Annotated in this window: 18 protein-coding genes and 2 rRNA genes; 10 read left to right on the top strand and 10 right to left on the bottom strand. The window is 64.9% G+C overall.

Translation table 11 applies throughout. From position 1 onward, the window contains the following. The 3 genes from C477_RS24320 to C477_RS14440 form a co-directional block, all read left to right on the top strand. Positions 1-109 (top strand): 23S ribosomal RNA (locus tag C477_RS24320); the annotation flags it as partial. A gap of 115 nt (positions 110-224) precedes the next feature. Continuing rightward, positions 225-346 (top strand): 5S ribosomal RNA (gene rrf / locus C477_RS14445). Between the two features lie 180 nt (positions 347-526). After that, complete coding sequence (locus C477_RS14440) at positions 527-934, top strand: DUF7344 domain-containing protein (protein ID WP_008895248.1); 408 nt, start codon at positions 527-529, stop codon at positions 932-934. Positions 935-1,382: 448 nt separating this feature from the next. Here the strand turns inward: C477_RS14440 and coxB are convergent, their stop codons facing one another. Further along, a complete protein-coding gene (coxB, locus tag C477_RS14435; RefSeq protein WP_008895247.1) occupies positions 1,383-2,156 on the bottom strand; it encodes a cytochrome c oxidase subunit II in 774 nt (257 codons plus the stop codon). Between the two features lie 215 nt (positions 2,157-2,371). On the opposite strand from coxB, the gene C477_RS14430 reads away from it, so the two are divergent. Further along, on the top strand, positions 2,372-4,651 hold the full coding sequence (locus tag C477_RS14430; protein WP_008895246.1) for a DUF6789 family protein: 2,280 nt from the start codon (positions 2,372-2,374) through the stop codon (positions 4,649-4,651). Beyond that, a complete protein-coding gene (locus C477_RS14425; RefSeq protein WP_008895245.1) occupies positions 4,648-5,220 on the top strand; it encodes a hypothetical protein in 573 nt (190 codons plus the stop codon). The genes C477_RS14430 and C477_RS14425 overlap by 4 nt, the downstream gene beginning before the upstream one ends. 77 nt (positions 5,221-5,297) lie before the next feature. Here the strand turns inward: C477_RS14425 and C477_RS14420 are convergent, their stop codons facing one another. Beyond that, positions 5,298-6,209, bottom strand: a complete 912-nt coding sequence (locus C477_RS14420; protein WP_008895244.1) for a manganese catalase family protein — start codon at positions 6,207-6,209, stop codon at positions 5,298-5,300. Positions 6,210-6,324: 115 nt separating this feature from the next. Between C477_RS14420 and C477_RS14415 the strand changes: the two genes are divergently transcribed. Both C477_RS14415 and C477_RS14410 read left to right on the top strand, forming a co-directional pair. Beyond that, on the top strand, positions 6,325-6,810 hold the full coding sequence (locus C477_RS14415; protein WP_008895243.1) for a hypothetical protein: 486 nt from the start codon (positions 6,325-6,327) through the stop codon (positions 6,808-6,810). Positions 6,811-6,904: 94 nt separating this feature from the next. Continuing rightward, a complete protein-coding gene (locus C477_RS14410) occupies positions 6,905-7,090 on the top strand; it encodes a hypothetical protein (protein ID WP_008895242.1) in 186 nt (61 codons plus the stop codon). A gap of 78 nt (positions 7,091-7,168) precedes the next feature. Here the strand turns inward: C477_RS14410 and C477_RS14405 are convergent, their stop codons facing one another. From C477_RS14405 to C477_RS14370, 8 genes are all read right to left on the bottom strand, one after another. After that, complete coding sequence (locus C477_RS14405; RefSeq protein WP_008895241.1) at positions 7,169-8,125, bottom strand: cytochrome c oxidase subunit 3; 957 nt, start codon at positions 8,123-8,125, stop codon at positions 7,169-7,171. Between the two features lie 510 nt (positions 8,126-8,635). After that, positions 8,636-10,024: an NAD(P)/FAD-dependent oxidoreductase gene (locus C477_RS14400; protein ID WP_008895240.1), complete on the bottom strand. Its 1,389-nt coding sequence runs from the start codon at positions 10,022-10,024 to the stop codon at positions 8,636-8,638. Positions 10,025-10,119: 95 nt separating this feature from the next. Continuing rightward, positions 10,120-11,820 (bottom strand): type II/IV secretion system ATPase subunit, encoded by a 1,701-nt coding sequence (locus C477_RS14395; RefSeq protein ID WP_008895239.1) that lies wholly within the window; start codon positions 11,818-11,820, stop codon positions 10,120-10,122. A gap of 136 nt (positions 11,821-11,956) precedes the next feature. Beyond that, positions 11,957-12,730 (bottom strand): chemotaxis protein CheD, encoded by a 774-nt coding sequence (locus tag C477_RS14390; protein ID WP_008895238.1) that lies wholly within the window; start codon positions 12,728-12,730, stop codon positions 11,957-11,959. Further along, positions 12,727-13,836: a chemotaxis protein CheC gene (locus tag C477_RS14385; protein ID WP_239641882.1), complete on the bottom strand. Its 1,110-nt coding sequence runs from the start codon at positions 13,834-13,836 to the stop codon at positions 12,727-12,729. The genes C477_RS14390 and C477_RS14385 overlap by 4 nt, the downstream gene beginning before the upstream one ends. Before the next feature lie 2 nt (positions 13,837-13,838). Beyond that, on the bottom strand, positions 13,839-15,857 hold the full coding sequence (gene cheA / locus C477_RS14380; protein ID WP_008895236.1) for a chemotaxis protein CheA: 2,019 nt from the start codon (positions 15,855-15,857) through the stop codon (positions 13,839-13,841). Further along, positions 15,845-16,891 (bottom strand): chemotaxis-specific protein-glutamate methyltransferase CheB, encoded by a 1,047-nt coding sequence (gene cheB / locus C477_RS14375; protein ID WP_008895235.1) that lies wholly within the window; start codon positions 16,889-16,891, stop codon positions 15,845-15,847. Before cheB ends, cheA begins: the two co-directional genes overlap by 13 nt. Next, positions 16,891-17,250, bottom strand: coding sequence for a response regulator (locus C477_RS14370; protein ID WP_049914553.1), 360 nt, complete (start codon positions 17,248-17,250; stop codon positions 16,891-16,893). The genes cheB and C477_RS14370 overlap by 1 nt, the downstream gene beginning before the upstream one ends. Before the next feature lie 202 nt (positions 17,251-17,452). Here C477_RS14370 and C477_RS14365 point away from each other — a divergent pair, with 202 nt between their 5' ends. The 3 genes from C477_RS14365 (at position 17,453) to C477_RS14355 (ending at position 20,126) form a co-directional block, all read left to right on the top strand. Then, positions 17,453-18,241, top strand: a complete 789-nt coding sequence (locus C477_RS14365) for a ParA family protein (protein ID WP_049914552.1) — start codon at positions 17,453-17,455, stop codon at positions 18,239-18,241. Then, positions 18,238-19,389 (top strand): chemotaxis protein CheW, encoded by a 1,152-nt coding sequence (locus tag C477_RS14360; RefSeq protein ID WP_008895232.1) that lies wholly within the window; start codon positions 18,238-18,240, stop codon positions 19,387-19,389. Before C477_RS14365 ends, C477_RS14360 begins: the two co-directional genes overlap by 4 nt. Positions 19,390-19,694: 305 nt before the next feature. Beyond that, positions 19,695-20,126: a chemotaxis protein CheW gene (locus C477_RS14355; RefSeq protein ID WP_008895231.1), complete on the top strand. Its 432-nt coding sequence runs from the start codon at positions 19,695-19,697 to the stop codon at positions 20,124-20,126. The last annotated feature ends 9 nt before the right edge of the window (positions 20,127-20,135 follow it).

Genomic DNA, 20,135 nt, shown 5'->3' with positions numbered 1-20,135 from the left:
ATACCACTGAGATCACTCGTAGAAGACGAGTTCGATAGACTCGGGATGTACGCACCAAGGCAACGAGGTGTTGAGTCCGCGAGCACTAACCGATCGAGCCACACACTCATATCGCATTGGATCCGTGACGCGGTGAACGGGTCCGGGCGCTAACTGGACTACACATACATACGGTCACACCACCGATATTGGCATGACGGCGGTTCGATTCCGCTGATCGGCGTTACGGCGGCCACAGCGGCGGGGTTCCACCCGTACCCATCCCGAACACGGACGTTAAGCCCGCCTGCGTTTCGGTGAGTACTGGAGTGCGCGAGCCTCTGGGAGAGCCGATTCGCCGCCATCCACTCATACTTCACCATCACGCCCCGCACAGCACCGGCTGTGCGGGGCTACTCGTATTTATTCCGTAGTGACATCGCTATCAGCCGTGTTTATCTTTAGTCCTCGACACAGTGGTTCCGTTCCAATCGGACCAAATATTTTTGGGGCGGGGCTTATTCGGGTGTGTGGAGAACTGTATAATATGGAATCAGAACGTCTCTCCTTGGACGTCGTATACGGACTTCTTTCCGAGTCGCGCTGTCGGTACCTCCTCTACTACTTTTTAAAGAACGACCACGCGAACATCGAGAGCGTTTCCTTACAGATCGCCGCTTGGGAACAAGGCGAATCGATCGAGGTCGTCACCGAGGCGCAAAAACAACGTGTGACGACATCGCTGGTCCACAGCCATCTTCCGAAGCTCGAGGATCACAGTCTCATCGAACACGACAATCGGACGGGCGACCTGATCGTTAGCGACGGGTTCGACGAGATCAGCGAAACCGTTCGTCAGGCGCGCGCGAGCGAAGACGAAGTCACGATAACAGGGTCATCCATGGAGTCGTTCCTGTACAGCGAACCGGTGCCCTCCTCGAACAGGGAGCAGTAGTAGAGCACGAGCGACTCGGCTCGCGTTCGGAAATCGCGAGTCTCTACCACGAGTCGACGCTGCGGAGACGATCACCCAAGGGGAATGGAGCGTGTGGGTGAGATACCCACGGTGATGAATGCTAACGCACAGGGTATTACACGTTTGCTCGACTTGCAGCGGATGAAAGCGGAGCTGCCGCTCGGAAATCGGTATCGCCCGGAACACTAACGTCCAGCCTCATCCCGTGGCGGCGTGCCGCGTCGGCTGGCTAACCCTCGTGCCGGGCGGAGGAGCGGTCGTGCTCCTCGAACGGGTGGGCAAGGCCCACCGGATATCGCGTGCCCGGGTTCGCCGTACTGTCATCGCACCCGGATGGGTAGACTCGGACGGGGACTAAAGGCACGCACTGGCCCTAGGAGGTCGTCCGGTTTAACTCTTCCATCGTCCGATCGGTATCGGGTCCCTCTCAGTCGGGGTTCGGCGCTTCGGCGACGGTCCCCTCGTTTTCCGAAAGCCACTGGTCGTAGGTTTCGGCGTCGACAACCACGATCTCGCCTTGCATCCGCGAGTGGCCGGCGCCGCAGAACTCCGCACAGACCACGTCGTAGCGGCCGGGTTCGTCGACGACGGTCCGTGCGCGAGTGTAGTCGCCGGGGAACGCGTCCTGTTTGACGCCCAGATCCGGAATGAAAAGCGAGTGGATAACGTCGTCACTGGTCAGCCAGAACGTCACGTCCTCGCCGGCGGGAATCACGATCTGGTTTTCAGTTGTGACGTTGGCGTCCGGATAGGTTGCCTGCCACTCCCACTGATAGCCGCGGACGTGGACCTCCTCGTCGCCGGTGTCGGGGAGGTCTTCGAACGAGTCGAACCCCTCTTGGCTTCGATCGTCGGTATCGATTGCCTGCGACGGCGAGATATAGGGGTTGACGAGGACGGAGTAACCGGAGAGGCCGACGAACAGCAGGATAATCGCTGTCGCGGCGGTCCAGGTGATCTCGAGCGCGGGGTCCTCGGTCGTCGGCTGCGGATCGTCGTTGTCGTGGAACTTGACGGCCGCGTAGATCAGGATCATCAGGACGAACAGCGTCAGCGGCAGGGCCGCGTAGAGCAACTGATACTCGAGGCCGTCGATGAGTTCGCGGTTGGGCGACTGCGCCGCAACCGTGCTGGTCAGCGCGACGAGCGTGGAGAGCGCTGCGGCGACGAACGCGACGGTCGTGCGACGGCGGCTACTCATTGACGGCGGTTCAACGACCGGCGTGTTATACGTCGTTCATCGTTCGGTGAACAGTCATCATTTCGAACCGTTTTAAACGGAGTCTGGGGTTCGAACGCCTATCAAAACTGGTGACAGTCACTCTCTCGTCAGTTCATATTTATTGGGGTCGGTGGTGAGCCTACCGCTATGTACGACGACGAGCGGTGCGGTCGGATCGGCGGTGGTGGGCGCCGATGAATCGCGCGCTCACGGAGGTCTCGTTGTTCGTTGTCGTCGTCGTCGGCTGTCTCCTGACGATCGTCTTGGCGCGGCGAGCTCGGGGCGAGCCGTCGCCGGACGGAGGGTACGCGACGGGCCACCGTCGCGAACTGAGTCTGGCCGAGGCGAAGGCAGCCGCGATTCGCTGGACGACGACGACCAATCACCGCGAAATCGGACTGCTGTATATCGCCTTTGGCACCGTCGCGGCGATCTGGGGCGGGATCGACGCGATGATGATTCGGACGCATCTGCTGACGCCGGAGGCGAACCTCTGGACGGAACAGACGTACAACGAACTGTTTACGATGCACGGGCTGACGATGCTGATCTTCTTCGTCACGCCGGTGTTCTTCGGGATCGGGAACTACTTCCTGCCGCTGCTGATCGGTGCCGACGACATGGCGTTTCCGCGGCTCAACGCTATCGGATTCTGGCTCCTCCCGCCGTCGCTGTTGCTCGCTCGGCTGGGAATCGTCGCCGAAGTGACGGGTGCGGTGCTCGCGGTCGTCGTTCCGGGCGAGTGGCTATCGGTTCTGCTGGCGTTTCAGGAGCCGGCAATCGGGTGGACGATGTATCCGCCCCTGTCGCTGGCGCCGAACCCCCAGACGAACTTCCTGCTGTTGGGTCTCCACTTGAGCGGCATCGCGACCACGATCGGCGGGATCAACTTCATCGCGACGGTCGTCTACGAGCGCGACGAGTCGATCGGGTGGGCGAACCTCGACATCTTCTCGTGGAACATGCTCATCACGAGCGCGATCATCATCTTCGCGTTCCCGTTGCTCGGCACCGCGTTGCTCATGTTGCTGCTCGACCGCAATTTCGGAACGACGTTCTTCGCGGTCGAGGGCGGCGGGCCCATCCTCTGGCAGCACCTGCTGTGGTTCTGGGGCCATCCCGAGGTGTACATCATCTTCCTCCCGGCGACCGGCCTGATGAGCCTCATACTCCCGAAATTCGTCGGCCGGAAGCTGTTCGGGTTCAAGTTCATCGTCTACTCGACGATCGCGATCGGCGTCCTCTCTTTCGGCGTCTGGGCCCACCACATGTTCGTGACCGGCGTCGACCCCCGCATCCGGGCGAGTTTCATGGCGACGTCGATCGCGATCGCCGTTCCCAGCGCGATCAAGGTATTCAACTGGATCACGACGATGTGGAACGGCGACGTCCGGCTGGCCGCGCCGACGATCCTCTGTGTCGGCTCGGTCGGGCTGTTCATCGTCGGCGGCGTGACCGGCATCTTCCTCGCGGTCATCCCCGTCGACATCATCTACCACGGCACCTACTACGTCGTCGGTCACTTCCACCTGATTCTCATGGGGATTATCCCGTTCATGATGTTCGCGGCCAGTTACTACTGGTACCCCCTGATTACCGGGCGGATGTACGACCGTCGGCTCGCGATCTTCCAGTCGTCGCTGCTGGTCATCGGTTCCGGACTCACGTTCATGACGCTGATGGCGCTCGGCTTCCTCGAGCAGCCCCGTCGGTACGCGACCTATCCGGCGGAGTACTCGGGGCTGCACGTCGTCGCGACCGTCGGCTCGTTCATCATCGGGATCAGCGTGCTCATGTGGCTCTACAACATGCTCTGGTCGTACTTCCAGGGGTCGCGGGTCGAAACCGCGGACCCGTGGGAGCTGAAGGCGACCCAGCAGTTCACGCCCGAGTGGCAGTGGTTCGAGGACCGACTCGAGCGCAAGCACGGCATTCCGCCGAGCGAGCCCGAGGAGGTCCGGCCGTCGTACGTACCCGCCCAGGAGGAGCGGCCGCCGTCGCTGTACGGTCGCATCGTGCCGGTCGCCCGACGCGCCCTGAGCGACGCTGGCGCGGGCGCGGCCGGCGGTTTCGTCGGCACGCTACTGTTGACGGGCGTCCTCCTCGTCGCGGTCGCGTTGGGCGTCTTCGACCTCGAGTCCTTCGCGAACCTCGCGACACTAGTAGGGTTGCCGGCGAACCTCGCGCTCGGCTATGGGCTCTTCCTCTTCGCGGGCATGACAGTCTGGCCCCTGCTGTTCCTCTCGCTCGGTGAGTACCTGCCGGGCGAACTCACGTTCATCACGGGCCTGTGGTACGCGACGGTCATCGCCTCGGGGTTCGGCATCGCCTTCTACACCGGGCAGACCGGCCTCGAGCTGGTGACCTACCTCGTCTTCACACTGCTCGCCCACTGGATCTACGGGCTGGGGCTCGCCGGGATGATCACGTACCTCGGCGGTCGCCGCCCGACGTCGCCGGAGGGGCCACGATGAGCGACGACGACGCCACGCCGTCCGACGCGGACGAACCGCCCGCCATGGACAGCACCGGCCCCGTCGAGCCGACCGCGTCGTCGGAGTCGCTCATGTTAACCTACGCCGCCCCTTTTCTCGGCGTTCTGCTGATCGCCGTCGGCCTCCCCCTCTCGATCGTCGGCGGCTACGTAGTCGTCCAGGACGGCCTCGGGCTGTGCGGCGAGCCGACGATCGCGGCGACACCCGCCGACGAGTACGACGAATCGCTGGCGACCATCGACGAAATTCCCGCCGAACAGCTCTCGGCGGCCGAACGGAAGGCCCTCGAGGAAGCGATCGATAGTCCCCTACAGGAGGGGGTGGTTTCGGGCGAGCTCGAGAACCGGGCGGCGTTGCTCGAGGGCGTCGTCGTCGAGTACGAGGGGACGCGGTACTACGTGCAGATCACGTCCCAGAACTCCTGTCTCGAGGTGCAGCCGTTGTTGTTCCCGATCGGCGCGGTGGCGATCTTCATGGGGATCGGCGGGGTGTTGACGCCGCCGATCTACCGAAAACTGGCGGGCTTCGAAGAACGGATGCGGCGATAAGGCGATCGACGGCTTTCGTCGCCACGGTCGCAGAGCCGTCTTCTTCGAGAGCACGCGACGGTCGCCGAGCGTTCGACTTACTGGTTCGAGTCGGTCGCGTTCCCGTCGGAGGACTTCGAGTCGGTCGTCTCCGAGATGCCGGTCGCGTTCGAATCGCCGGCGGCGGACTCGTCGGGCCGGTTCGGCGTGTCGTTCGTCATCGGACTCGGCTGCGGGGCGATGACCTCTCCGTCGCCCGGCTGTTCGGGGAGATAGGAGAACTGGCCCTTCCCGTCCGGCGCCTCGCCCTGGGTCCACGGGTAGCCGGGGTCGGGCTGCTGTTCGCGTCGGGTCGACATGAACGCGTAGTTGTACTCCTGGTTTTCCTGTTCCTGCGGGAAACTCGCGGGTACCGGCACCGGATCGTCGAGGGACTCGAGGGCCTCGAGCCACTGGTTCTGGTGCATGGTGTCCCGGGCGATGAGATAGGCGAGCATGTCCTTCATGCCGGGATCGTCGGTGTACTCGTAGAGTCGGGTCGCGAGCGTGCGCCCGGTCGCCTCGGACATCACGTTCGCGTAGAGGTCGCCCGCGAGGTTACCCGACGCGACGATGTAGTTGCCGGTGAAGGGAACGCCGTTGCTGTCGACGGGCATCGCCGACTCGCCGGCCGAGAGGAACTGGCGGGGGTTCTGTCCGGTCATCGCCGCGGCCGTCGCCGCGGTCTCCTCGGCCTCATCGCTCATCTGCTTTGCCGAGCCGCGGAGGTTCTTGGTGACCGCGGTGGCGAGCATCTCGATGTGACCGAGTTCCTCCGCCGCGGTCTCCATCAGGAGGTTCCGATACTCCTCGTAGCCTTCGGGGAGCGCCCAGGCTTGGAACATGTACTGCATCGCGACGCGCATCTCCCCTTCCTGTCCGCCGATCGCCTGCTGGAGAAGCTTCGCGAAGTGCGGATCCGGTTCTTCGACGGTGACCTCGTACTGGAGCTCCGGTTCTTGGAAGAACATCCGGGGATCACTGGCCAGAGCCACCGAAATAATGCTGTCACTTGCTAGTGCGTCGTTGTGTCAGCATGGAAAACCGTTATCCCATCGTCGGTGGTCGAGAACACGGAGCGTACCCATGCGCCAGGATACGTCAGGATCGACGACGCGACGAACATTTGTCAAGTGCAGCCTCCTGTCGACCGGAGCGCTCGTCGGCACCTCGAGTACGGGGGTAGCCGACGGGTCGCGGCCCGAGTCGACCGAGAGCGCGGAGCAACCGATCGAGCAGGGCGTGATGCGTTCCTACCAGCACGTGCCCGACAGTGCGATCACGGTCGGGGAACCCGTCGACTGGCAACCCCGAGGGCTCGACGAGGCGACCGGCCGCGTGGTCTCGTACGACGCTGCGCCCTCCTTCCGCGCGCTCCTGTTTACGACCGCCGGCGGTACCGGCGACGGCGGCGACGGCGATGGCGACAGCGGCGGATCCGGTTCCGATCCCCTCCAGCCGGGCGATTCGCTCTCGCTGGGTGCCGTTCGCGGATCACCGGAGACGGCGAATTCGCAGTACGTCACCGTCGACCTCGGGGTCGACGAAACGGCCGCGCCGAGCGCCGACTAGTCGACGACCGCCGATTCGGCTCCACACCCGCGGCGGCCGGCCCACCGGGGTTTTTCCCCGCTGGCTCTCGTACCCCGGACTCGAGGTGATATCAGTGGCCGAACACGAGAAGCGACGGCGTGCCGCGGCGAAGTGCGCCGGCTGTGGCCGGATCGGTATCGTTCACGTCTGGCCCGACGGGACGCGCAAACCGCTCGGGCAGACGAACTTCTGTGAGTGTTCCGATCCGACGCTCCGACTCCTCGAGGAAGAGCGCGAGGCGGGCGACGATCTCCCGTAGCGACGGAGACGCCGATAGGGCCACGACGTAGCGCGACGGCGGTAGCGAGTGCGTCCTCGCGCGACCGAGTTCGCCCGGTCAAACGGTCGCGCCCACGTAGAGGACGAGCACGAGGAACACCCAGACGAAGTCGACGAAGTGCCAGTACAGCGAAACGGTCGCGACGGAGGTGTCCCGATCGGGGCCGTAGTGGCCGCGGAGCGCGCGCCAGCACAGCACGGCGATCCCGCCGACGCCGAGCGCGACGTGAAAGCCGTGGAGTCCGGTCAGCCCGTAGAAGGCGGTCCCGAAGACGCCGCTGGTGATCGAGAACCCCTCGTGGGCGACGAACTCGTAGTACTCGTAGACCTGGCCGCCGAGGAAGACGATCCCGAGGACCAGCGTCGTCCCGAGCAGTCCGAGGAAACGGCGGTGGTTCCCGTCCTCGAGCGCTTCGTGCGCGTAGTGGAACGTGACGCTGCTGGCGAGCAGGATCGCGGTGTTGACGATCACGAGCGATCCCAGCAGCGGCGGTAACTCCTCGGGCGGCCACGCGCCGACTCTGACGAAGAAGTAGTAGATGAACAGCGCGCCGAACGTCGAGACGTCGGTTGTCAGAAAGAGCAGCGTCGTCCAGACGTACGACTCTCGAGACGACCCACCGACGGCTCCCTCACGCGCGGGCGCGAGAAAGACCTCGTCGACCCAGCCGGCGATGCCGGCCAGCAGGACGATCGTCCCGACGACGGCGAGGCCGACGCCCACGAGCGGCGGTAGCAGGCCCGTTTCGTTCCCGAGGATGGCGATCGCGGCGCCGCCGTAGAGCCCGCCGGCGCCGACGGCGGCGACGAGCGGCCAGCGGCTGCGGTGTTCGTGCTCGTCGTGATCGACGTCGGGTTGATGGGGGCTATCGGGGCCAACGGGCCCGTCCGGATCGTGCCCGGCCGTCGCGCCGTCGCTCGAGACGCCGTGGCCGCCGCCGCCGTCGGTTCGAACCGGAGCCGTCTCGAACGCCGTGTCGTCGCTCGAACCGCTCGCGTCGGTGCGTCGATCCATATCCGCAGTCCAACGTCGAGCCGGAAAAAGGATCGCCGCTTACGCGCCGGTAGGGCGTTCGTACGATCTCCCGCGCGTCCGTCGCCGTCGGGGCCTCGAGTATCGGTGTCGATACCGTCCGTTCTGCGACTGTCAGCCGGCGTCGGATCGCGATACCCGGTCCGTCGCTTCGCGTTCGTCCGCCGCGGCGTCGGCGCTCGGTCCCGCGGCGTCCGCGGGCGCGCCTCGCGTGGCTACCGGATCGCGGGGATCGCGCTGCAGTTCTCGAGCAGGTCCCGAGCAGTCCCCACGAGAGGCTCCGGAGGTCGTCCAGACGTCGTAGCGGGGAACGAGCAGGATGAGGTGGCCGAGTCAGACGACGCAGGCGCCGGAGAGGTATCGACGAGCGCGGTCGCTGTCGATAGCTGGCACGTGTCCCCGTACGATCCGACTTCCCCTCGGTGCTGGTTTCCGTACAACTGGCCGGGAACACGAAGTCGCGGGCGAACCGAGGCGAGCGGAACGCGAGACTCAGTAGAAGTACTCGTCCTCGCGCAACTGGACGTAGCCGCCGTCGCGGTAGGCGAACTTCCGGCGCTTGTACTCGAGAAGAACCTTCGAAGCGCCGATTCCGGCGGAGTAGCCGCGGCTGACCAGGCCCTCGCTGTCGTCGCCTTGCATCCGGTTGACGATCTCGAATGTGCGGTCCCAGTCGGCGGGTTCGTACTCCTCGACGATGTCGGCGAAGGAGACGTTGCGAAGGATCTCGTCGCCAATGGCCTGCTTCCAGACGTCGTTGTAGTTCGCAAGCGAGTCGGTTCCGGCGAGTCGGCCGGCGATCTTCCCGGTGCGGACGGCGACGTGGTAGCCGCCTTCGTGGAAGGCCGAGGTGGTGCCCATCGCGCCGCCGGCGACGGCGATGTTGGCGCCGACGGGCGACTCGATCGGTCGCGTCGAGGAGATGGGGTACGTCTCGGTCCCCTTCGACTTCCCGCGGTCCTCGACGCGCGGGATGTCCGCCTCGATGTCGTACTCGTCGCCGTACTCGCGCTCGAGCAGGCGCCGGATGTACTCCGCGCCCGAGGGGAGCTTGTCGTCGTCGTGCTCGAGCAGGGCGTAGGCGGCGGGGTTTTCGACGTCCTCGAGTTCCATCCCGATGGGCATGGTCAGCCCGACGCGGGCGACCGTGCCGTCGTTGGGGAAGACCCACGGGTAAGCGGTCTCGCCGGGCATGTACCCCCACCAGAACTTGAGGGTGTCCTCGAACTCCTCGAACAGCTCGGCGGGGAAGTCCCGATACTCCTGGTAGGCGATGTGATTCGCCTCCGGCGGCGAGAGGTAGTCGGAGACGCTGCGACCGGGCGCGGTGAACTGGTCGAGCGCGTCGAGGGTGATCCGGCGCTGGGGGCCGTCCGCGAGGACGACGTACTGGGCCTCGAGTTCGTCCCCGTTCGAGAGGGTCAGCGTGTGGGTCGGCCCCTTCGGGCTCGAGGCGCGGAGGTCGGTCTCGAGGTCCTTGACGCCCGTCCCGACGCGGAGGTCGGCGCCGGCGTCTTCGGCGCGCTCGTAGAGCCAGTCGTCCATGCGCGCGCGGTTGAAGGTGTAGCCGAAGTTGGGGTAGCTGGCGTCCATCCCCGTACTCGTCAGTTCGACCGACGTCGAGGGGCCGACGAACTCGGTCGCCTCGAGTTCCCGTAAGATGACGTCGTCGGGAATCTCCCGGTAGTCGAACTCCATGATATCGATCCAGTAGTCGAGCATCCCGGCGGCGTCGGTCGAGTCGGGCCCGAGGCCGTCGCGGTCCTCCCGCGGGACGCCTTGTTCGAAGAGAACGGTCTCGGCGCCGTGGGCGGCGGCCCGCTCGGCCGCGGACGCCCCCGCGGGTCCGCCACCGACGATCGCGACATCTACGCGTTCCATACTCCGTAGAGGTCTCAGCCTCCCGTATTAAAATGCTTGAAACAGACGGCGACTGAACTGAACGGAAACGAGCGGTAGCCGCGCCGAACCGGAGATCACGTGATCGATTCCGGTTTCTCGACGTGGAAGGGGAGACTGGCGTGACCGTCCTGTTGAAACCCGGAGATGATCCGGTTGAACTCCTCGTAGTCGACGACGTTCTTGTAGACCATCTTCTCGATGATCCGGCGCCGATACTCGAGGTCGTCGTAGATGTCGCGCGTGTCCTCGTAGCCGTGCAGCGTCGCGATCTTGTCCTCTAAGAGCACCGAGTTGTTCATGCCGGTAAACTCCAGTTGGTCGTCGACGGGATCCCACTCGAAGACCTTGTTCGTGACCAGTCCGCCGAGTTCGCTCGAGAACTTGTCGATTTCGTAAATGCTCGTACAGCGCCGGTAGTCGTCGCTCTGGATGAAGTTCTGAAAGATCACGAGGTCGAGGTTGTCCAGGTGGGAGTAGGGGACGTTGATCGGGTTGCCCTTCAGCCGCTGGACTAAGCTCTTGATGTCGCCGGCGTGGAAGGTCATCATCACGGGGTGGCCCGTCTGGATCGCCTGGAAGGCCATTCGGACCTCCTCGCCGCGGGCCTCGCCGATGATGATGCAGTCGGGCCGCGAGCGAAGCGCGGCGGCGACGAGGTCGAAGAGGTCGACCTCGTTGCTGGTCCCCTCCCGCGTGAGGAGCTGTTGCCAGGTGTCGTGGGGCGGGATGACCTCGGCGGTGTCCTCGGCCGTGAAAATCTTCGCGTCGTCCGGGATGAACGACGTCAACGCGTTGAGCGTCGTCGTCTTCCCCGACGCGGTCTCCCCGGCGACGATGGCGCTGGTCTCGTTTTCCATCGCCAGCCAGAGGTACGCCGCGGCCGTCGGCGAAAAGGTTCCGCCGCGGGTGATCGCCGTCATCGTCAACGGGATTTCGTCCTGCTGGCGGATCGTCATCGACGGCCCCTTCACCGAGACGTCGTTGCTGAACACGACGTTGAATCGGGAGCCGTCGGGGAGGGTTCCGTCCGTGATCGGGTCGGCGTCGGAGAGCGGGTCGCCGATCCGTTCGCCCATCGACCGCAGGAAGTGCTCGTACTCGTACTCCGATCCGAAGTCGATATCCGTCCGAACCAGGCCGAAGACGTCGTTGTAGACGTGGAGGTTGTCGTGGGCGAGCACGTGGATGTCCTCGTTGCTATCGTCGAGCAAGACCGGCTCGAGCGGTCCCAGACCGAGCACGTCCCGCCGGAACTGATACCGCAGTCGCTCGTAGGTCCGCTGGTCGACCGAGATCGGTCGCCGGGAGAGCGCGCCGCGGAGCCGACCGAGGAGGCCGTCGACGGCCGACCGTTCCTCCGGCGGCGCCTCCGTCGTCACCGAAACCACCGGCTCGAGGATCTCGTCGATGTCCTCGCGGTCCACGTCGCCGGGATCGGTCACGTTCTCGTTTAGCACCCGGTTTTTCACCTCCCGGAACAGCGTGACCTCGTCGTAACTCAGGGAGGGTTCGATCGCGTAGTAGATCGGGTCCTGATCGGTCGACCCGTACACGTGGGCGAAGACGAGGTCGTCGATCTGCCAGCAGTAGTTGGGGTGGTCGACCGTCGTGTTGTGGTGGTCCTCCGGTTCGTCGATGTACCGCGGGTAGACGTTCGTTCGGTCGTGGAACGCGGTGACGTGTTCCTCGAGGTGCGGATGGCGATCCATCTGCTCCTCGAGGTCGCTCGAGAGACTCGTTTCGTCGAAGTCGCCGGGATCGATTTGCCAGGCCATCGATGCTAGGTGTCGTTCGTCTGCCGTCCGGTTCGAGCGACGCCCCGCGTCGAACTGCGAGTCGGCCCTCGAGGCCGCGGACGGAGGTGCCGACGGGACGCCGGTCGGCGGTCCGCGGTGATCGGGTCGGGTGGCGTCACAGTGTTCGCTCGGTGCCGTTCGCGCCGGTCACGCGGAGTTCGTCGGTCTGCGGATCGTACCGCAGCGATCGTCCCGCGTCGCCGCCGGTATCCTCGGCGACGATCTCGACGCCGTTGTCGGACAGTTCGCGCCGGGCCGCCTCAACATTTCGGCTGCCGATCGGGGTGTCGACCCGATCGAAGTCGACCATCGTCGCGCCGCCGGCGAGCTTGGCCGAGGCCGACGAGAGGTCGCCGCCGGTCGCGACGAACGCCGAGAGCATCGCGGCGATCCCCGTGTCGGCGAACTTCGCGTCGCTGTGGTTCTGCCCGTTCGATTCCGCGGCCCGCGGGAGCATGAAGTGCAAGAGGCCGCTGACGCCCCGGACGTCGTCGTGGACGACGAGACCGAGACAGGAGCCGAGTCCGCTCGTCCGCAGCGGTCGCCCCTCGTCGGTGATCGCGTACTCCGCGACGCCGACCGAGATGGGGTCTGCCGTCGGCTCCGGGTCGTCGGAGTCGCCGAAGACCGGAATTTCGAAGTCGTCGTCATCACCGCCGCCGTTGCCGCCATCGGCGTCGCCGTCCTCGTCCGCGCTCGAGTCGTCCGCAGACTCGCCGTAGACGGGGACCTCGACCTCGTCGTCGTCATCGCCGTCGTCCTCGTCGCCGTCGGTCGCCGGCGTGTAGACGCTGATTCCGAGGTCGTCGTCGTCGCCCTCGTCGTCAGCCCCGTCGTCGGCGCCGTAGATGGTGATCCCGCCGTCCTCGTCGTTCGCGTCGTCGCTCATCGTTGGGCCCAGTAGTCCGCGATCTCCTTCGGGCTGAGCAGCAGGTAGACGTCGCAGCTGAGATCGCCCGCCGTCGATTCGAGCAGCCCCTCGAGGCTGAGGACGAACCGTTCGCCCGGCCCGAGGTTCGCGACCACGTCGTTGACGATCGACGACCGCATGTCGTCGACGATCGTCGGCTCGCCGGCCCGAACTGCTACCTCGAGCCGGTCGGCGATCTCGTCGACGAGACTCGTCGTCACCGCGGCGCCGATTTCGTCGGTCGATCCGTCGCGGTCGTCGAAGAAGGTGATCGCGGAGCCGATCGGCGGATCGAGGAGTTCGACCACCGCGCCGAAGCTCTCCTCGTCGGAAACCGTCTCCGACAGCCGCTCGGCCGGAACGATATCCAGCGTGTCGATCGCGACGTCGGCGTCGAACTCGGTCGTCTCGAGGAGATGGTCGCCGATCGATCGCGGTTCCATCCCGTCCAGCGCCGTCAGCACCTCGAGGAGTTCGTAATCGATCGCGCTGGCGTCGGGGTCCGCGCCGAACTGGGTACGGGACGTCGCCTCGTCGAGGAAGAGGAACATCTGGAACTCGATCTCGTCGTCGGGCGTCACGATCGAACTGCGCTGGGAGAGCACGTGCTCGGTCTCCTCGAGGAGTTCGGATCGAACGCCCTCCTCGGCGTCGAACGCGCTCGAGACGACTGACGGCGGCGACATGACGATCGACTCGCCCTGGACGTTCGCCCAGCCGTCGACGTAGCCGCTGACCATCACGTTACAGATCTCCTCGACGGCCGACTCGTGTTTCGACGTGTAGCCGTCGTCCGAGGGCAGCATCGGCATGAACGCCTCGGCGAGTTCGCGGGCGCTGGCGCTGTCGAGGACGGTGACGACCTCCCCCTCGAGATAGCCCTCGAGGGAGATGGAGATGGCGAGCACGTCGTCGCGCTCGAACTCGTCGATCACCGCCGTCGCGGCGACGACGTGTAAGCGACTGCAGTCGACCGAGGTGTCGACCCCGGTCAGCCCGGAGAGTCGGTCACTCGCCCCGTCGGCGCCGTCGATTGCCATCTGGTCGAATTCTTCTAGCTTTCGTAAGTCGAGTTTCATACTCATGGTTACAGTGTCTCCACGTCGAGGATCATCACGACCTCGCCCTCGCCGAGGACGGACGCCCCGCTGATGCCGGGCGCACCGCTCAGGATCCCCTCGAACGGTTTGATGACGACCTCCTCTTGTCCGACAACGTCCGAACAGCGGATGCAGACCTGACGGACGTCCGTCTTGATCCGGATCACCATGTCGTCGTCGTCGCGCTCGGCGTCGCCGACGTCGAGGGTGTCGTCGAGCGCGATCAGGGGGTACACGCGGTCGTCGTGCGTGATGATCTCCTGGCCCTCGATCGTCTCGATGGTGAGGTCCTCGAGTTCGGAGATCTCGTCGATGTTCTTGATCGGAATGCCGTACGTTTCGTCCCCGATCGTCACGAAGAGCACTCGGACGATCGCCACGCTGACGGGGAGCGTGAGCGTGACGCTCGTGCCCTCGTCGGGTTCGCTCTCGACGTTGATCGTCCCGTCGACGCCGCGAACGACCTCGTTGACGACGTCCATCCCGACGCCGCGACCGCTGACTTCGGTCACCTCGTCGCGCGTCGAGAACCCCGGGTGGAAGATCAGGTCGTAGACTTCGGACTCGTCGAGGACGTCGATCTCCTCCTGGGTCATGATCCCCTTCTCGACGGCCTTCTCCTTGATCCGCTCGACGTCGAGGCCGGCGCCGTCGTCCTCGACGGTGATCGACACGCGGTCGCGTTCGCGCTCGCCGGTGAGGCGGATCGTCCCCTCGCGGGGCTTGCCCTTCTCCTCGCGGACCGCCGGCGGCTCGATCCCGTGGTCGACCGCGTTCCGAATGATGTGCATCAGCGGGTCGCTCAGTTCGTTGAGGATCGAGCGGTCCATCTCGTTGTCGACGCCCTCCATCTCGAAGTCGATCTCCTTGCCCTGATCGCGCGCGAGATCGCGGACGACCCGCGGGAAGTTGCCGACGATCTTCTCTAGGGGAACGAGGCGGATCTCGAGGACCGTATCCTGCAGGCTCGAGGTGATCTTGCCGTGTTCCTCGAGTTCCTCCTCGGCGGAGACGAGCCCGCTCCCCTTGATGATCTTGCGGAGCTTGATCCGACTCGTGACCATCTCCTCGACCTGGTTGTAGAGGCGGTCGACCTGTTCGACGTCGACGCGGATCGATTCGACCTCCTTGTTGCGCCGCGAGGCGATCGACGCGTCCTCCGACTTCGACTCGTCGGTGTCGTCGTCTCCGTCGTCGCCGGACGCGTCGGGAGCGGTCTCGACTCCGCTATCGTCCGTCTGCGCGGGCATCTCGTCGGCCGTCTCCGTCTCGGTCGCGTCGGCGACCGAATCGACGGCCACCGATTCGACGTAGCGACTCTCCTCGTAGAACGACGCGATCTCGTCGCCGTCGTCGTCGGCGTCGACTGCCAGCTCGACGTCGAACGTGCCGTCGAACTCGCCGTCCTCGATCGCGTCCCGATCGGGAACGGTGCGGACCAGCTCGAACGCGTCGGCGTCGCCCGTCGCGTCGAGGACGAACATCGCGTCGACGCGTTTGGCGTCGGTCTCGCCCACGTCGACGGTCGCACGGTAGCGAGATCGGCCGTCGTCGTCGTCCGCCGCGTCGTCGACCGCGGTGGCGGAGTTCGCAGCTGGCTGTTCGGTCGCCGCCTGAGCGCTCTCGCCGTCGATCGAAGCGCGAATCGATTCGATCGTCTCCGCGGGATCGGTCGTCGGCTCGCCGTTCTCGGCGATCTCGTCGACCATCAGCTCGATCTGGTCGACCGCCTCGAAGACGAGATCCATCCGCTCGGAGGTTACCTCGAGCCGGCCGTCCCGGATCTGGTCGAGGAGGTCTTCGACGGCGTGTGATAGCTCGCTGGCTGTGGCAAAGCCCATGATGCCGAAGTTCCCCTTGAGATTGTGGGCGACCCGGAAGACGGTCTCGATCGCCTCGTTACCGTCGGGATCGTTCTCGAGGTCGAGCAGGGCGTTGTTCAGCTTCTGGATGTCTTCTTCGCTCTCGTGGACGAACGTGGTGATGGCGTCGCTCACCCGGACCACCCGTCGAGCGCGTTAACGATTCCTTCGGCGAGCCGTTCCTCCGGCAACACCATGTCGACGTCGCCGGTTTCGACCGCACGGCCGGGCATACCGAAGACTCTGGAGGTCTCCTCGTCCTGCGCGATAGTCTTTCCGCCGGCGGCCTTGATCGCGGAGAGGCCGGCCGCGCCGTCGGCGCCCATGCCGGTAAACACCGCCCCGACGAGGGGGCCGGAGACCGCCTCGGCGGCCGACCGCATCGTGACGTCGATCGCGGGTTTGACGTTGTGGATCTTGGGCCCGTCGTCGTGGGCGACCGCGAGCTCGCCGTCGCGATCGGCCGTCACCTCGAGGTGGCGACCGCCCTTTGCGACGACCGCGTCGCCCGCCCCGACCGTATCGCCGTCCGATGCTTCTCGACACTCGTATGCTGTTCGCTCGTTCAGACGCATTGCAAAACGTCCGGTGTAGTGGTCTGTCATGTGTTGGACGATGAGAATCCGTAACTTCGCTTCTCGCGGCAGTTCTGCGAGCACCCGTTCGAGGACCTGCGGTCCGCCGGTCGACGACCCGATGACGACCGTCGATCCGTCCGGGACCCGGTCGGCCGGAACCGTCGACTGAACCGGCTCCGCGCCGGCGTCCTGGGTAAGCGTCGTCGGATCGACCGCGGCCGCGGCCCGAACCTTCTCGACGATCTCGTCACGCTGGGACCAGATGTCGACCGAGAGCTGCCCGCTCGGCTTCGCGATGAAGTCGACGGCCCCCCGGTCGAGGGCCTCGAACGTCTCCGACGCTCCGTCGTTCGCTCGGGCGCTGATCACCAGCATCGGCGTCGGCCGCTCGGCCATGACCTCCTCGATCACTTCCAGGCCGTTCTTGTCCGGCATGCTGATGTCGATCGTCGCGACGTCGGGATCCCGCTCTAGGATCGCGCGGACGGCGCTCGTGCCGTCCTCGACCGCCTCGACGACGTCGATTCCGGCCGCCGTGAGAATCTCGGAGAGAATCTCGCGCATAACGCCGGAATCGTCCGCGATAACGGCGCGAACCATCAGGAGACGACGTCGTGAATCGCTTCTCGGATCGTGCTGTTCTCGAACGGCTTCATGATGTAGCCGTCGGCCCCGGCCTCGATCGCCGGCTTCATCCGCTCCTGTTGGGTCACGCTCGTACAGAAGATGACCTTGATATCGGGAGCTTTCTCCTTGATCGTGGCCGTCGCCTCGACGCCGTCGATGCCCGGCATCACCATGTCCATCATGATGACGTCGACGTCGTAGGTGTCGACCGCTTCGATCGCTTCCGCTCCGTTTTCGGCCTCCGCGACGACGGAAAACTCCTCCTTGATCGCTTCTTCCAACACTTCTCGCATCACTTCGGAGTTATCGACGATCAGTACCTTCACTGTCATAGTGGTGGCCTTCTAACGACACCCGTATAAAGAATACGGCTAACTACTATAATTTCTTACCATAAAGGTTTGGACTCAAATCTCGATACGAGGTTTGAGTTGATATCGTCCCCATATACGATTGCTTAGAACGCGTTTGTCCAGTTATCGGCCTTTCAACAGCCATCGGAGTTATGTAGTATGCGGCAGAACTGGTGACCGAATGGCGCGACTCGCGCGGCTTTGTGTAACTAATCAGAAAGGGGGCGTCGGAAAGACGACAGTGGCGATCACTCTCGCTGGCGCGCTCAGTCAGCGAAACAGGAACGTCCTCTTCGTCGATCTCGATCCCCAAGGTAACGGCACCGAGGGGCTCGGCCTCACCGACGCGTACAACGCGGCTCCGCCGACGTTGTTCGACGCACTCGTCGACGACTCGTCGGTCTCGTTCGACGAGCTCGTCTGGCACCACGACGAGATGGACGTGCTCCCGAGCAACATTGACATGACGGCCGCCGAAGCGTCGCTGTTGCAACTGGACGACGGCGAACAGCGGCTCGCACAGCTGCTCGACGCCGCGGATCACGGCTACGACTACGTGATCGTCGACTGCCCGCCCCACCTCGGGATGCTCACCGACAACGCGTTGTACGCCGCGCCCAACCTCGTCATTCCGGCGCTGGCCGAATCGACGAGCAAGCGCTCCCTCGAGTTACTGTTCGACTACACGCGGGCGTTCGAGATGGAACACGACGTGCAGATCGACGCCAAATCGCTGGTCGTCAACCGGATCGAAAACACCGGCGAGGCGACCGAGATGCTCGAGTGGTTCGAGGAGGCCGTCCCCGACGTCCCCACGTTCGAGGTCCGGAAACGCGTCGCCCTCCAGCGGGCGTTCTCGAGCGGCCGGTCGATCTTCGCGGCCGACGAGGAGATCGACATGTGCGAGCGGTTCCGAGCGGTCGCGGCGTCGCTCGACGAGGAGTTTTCCACCACGGAGATGACAGTATGACTGACGAACGAGCAGAACGAATCAAACGGATCCGGAACCGATCCCGATCGCAGGCGACTGCGAACGCGAACAACGGCGACGAAGACGAATCGGCGGCGGACGACGCCGCCGACGCGGACGCCGCGCCCGAGACGGACGATTCTGGGACGAACGACCCCGACTCGAGGGATCCCGAACCGACCGCGACCGACGCCGCCGGCAGCGCCGATCGGTCCGACGACGGCGTCGAAACGACCGCCGCCGAGTCCGGTTCCCGCGACGGTTCCGAACCGGACTCCCGCGACGTCCCCGAGCACTCCGGCGATTCGGCCGAGCGAGCGACCGAGCCGACCGGACAGGCGACGCAGTCTCGAGCCCGGGCCGCCGAACCGGCCGCACGGACGGGTTCTCACGCGGCGTCCGCCCCGGGACGAGGCGCCGAACCAGAAGCGTACGGCGGCGGGCAGGCCGCCCGCGCCGATCCGGCGACCCGCGCGAACCACCCACTCACTCCGGCCGCGGAATCGGCAGCCGCGGGCGACGGAGCTGCGGCGGGTCGCGTCCAGCAGTTCGACGCGGCCGACGGAATGGAACCGATCGTGGACGCGACGGCACTGGAGACCGACACGGCGTCCGGGGACGGGTCGGTCCTCCGGGGTGCGGTCGACGCCGAAGACGGGATGTTCGCCGACGACACCGCGTTGAACCACTCGGCCCGTAGCGACGAGAGCACCGTTCAGGTCCTCGAGTTCTCGCTCAACGACGACCGGTACGCGATCGCGATCGATCGCATCAGCGCGATCGTGGAGATGAAAGAGATCACCCGGTTCCCGCGCGGTCCGGAGGCGATCGACGGCGTCACGGACCTCCGCGGCGAGATCACGGCGGTCGTCGATCCGACGGCCCTGTTGAACGTCGAGCGGAGCGAACCCTCGGACGAGCAGTACATCGTCGTGCTCAACCGCGGCGACGACAAGCAGAAACTCGGCATCAGGGTGACCGACGTCCGTCAGGCCGCGACGTATCACGAGGACCAGATCGACGAGTCTCGGGGCGCCGACGACAACGGCCACGAGTTCGTCGACTCGGTCATCAAGAAACCCAACGGCGATCACACGAGCCTGATCTCGTGGCTGGATATCGACAGCATCATCGAGCGGATCAAGTAACGTCCGCGACCTCCAGAATCGGCCCGCATATATACACACTTTCGTATTTCCAAACAGATTCCTGTCATAGATATATGTCTGATAAATCTGGCTATTACGGGCGTATATTAGCGTTTCGGCCGCTGATCGAATACTGATATTCGTATAGCAAAAATATTTAACTTGTTGTATATCAGCCTAGCTACTATGATACGAGAGTGCGGACTATCGACCGACGCCGCCAGCGTAGTGCCCGACCGACGGCCGTCGACGGGCGACGAGACTTCGACCGACCGACGGCGACCCGCCGGCGGCGAACAGTGACCATGGCGACGAAGTCGCTCCAGTCCGACGCCGACGGAACGCACGTCCTCGAGTTCGATCTCGGCGAGAACCGCTACTGCGTCGAGATCGGCTACATCGCCGAGATCGTCAACTCCGACGAACTGACCGCGATCCCGAACACGCCGGCCCACGTCGAGGGCGTCATGGACCTCCGCGGCGAGACGACCAGGATCGTGAACCTCAAGACGCTTCTCGGGCTCGAGGACGACGGATTCGGGGATCGAATCATCGTCTTCAAACGCAAACGGGGGGCGCCCGAACGGATCGGCTGGTTCGCCGACGAAGTTCACCAGGTGCAGGCGCTGGCGTCCGACGTCGTCAACACCGCGGTCGACGGGGACGGGATCGCCGGCGTCATCCGACGAGAAGACGAGTTCGTCGTCTGGGTCGATCCGACCGCGATCAGGATCTGACGCGAACCC

The organism is Haloterrigena salina JCM 13891, assembly GCF_000337495.1.
Classification (GTDB): domain Archaea; phylum Halobacteriota; class Halobacteria; order Halobacteriales; family Natrialbaceae; genus Haloterrigena; species Haloterrigena salina.
This window is presented reverse-complemented; position numbering and strand designations above follow the sequence as displayed.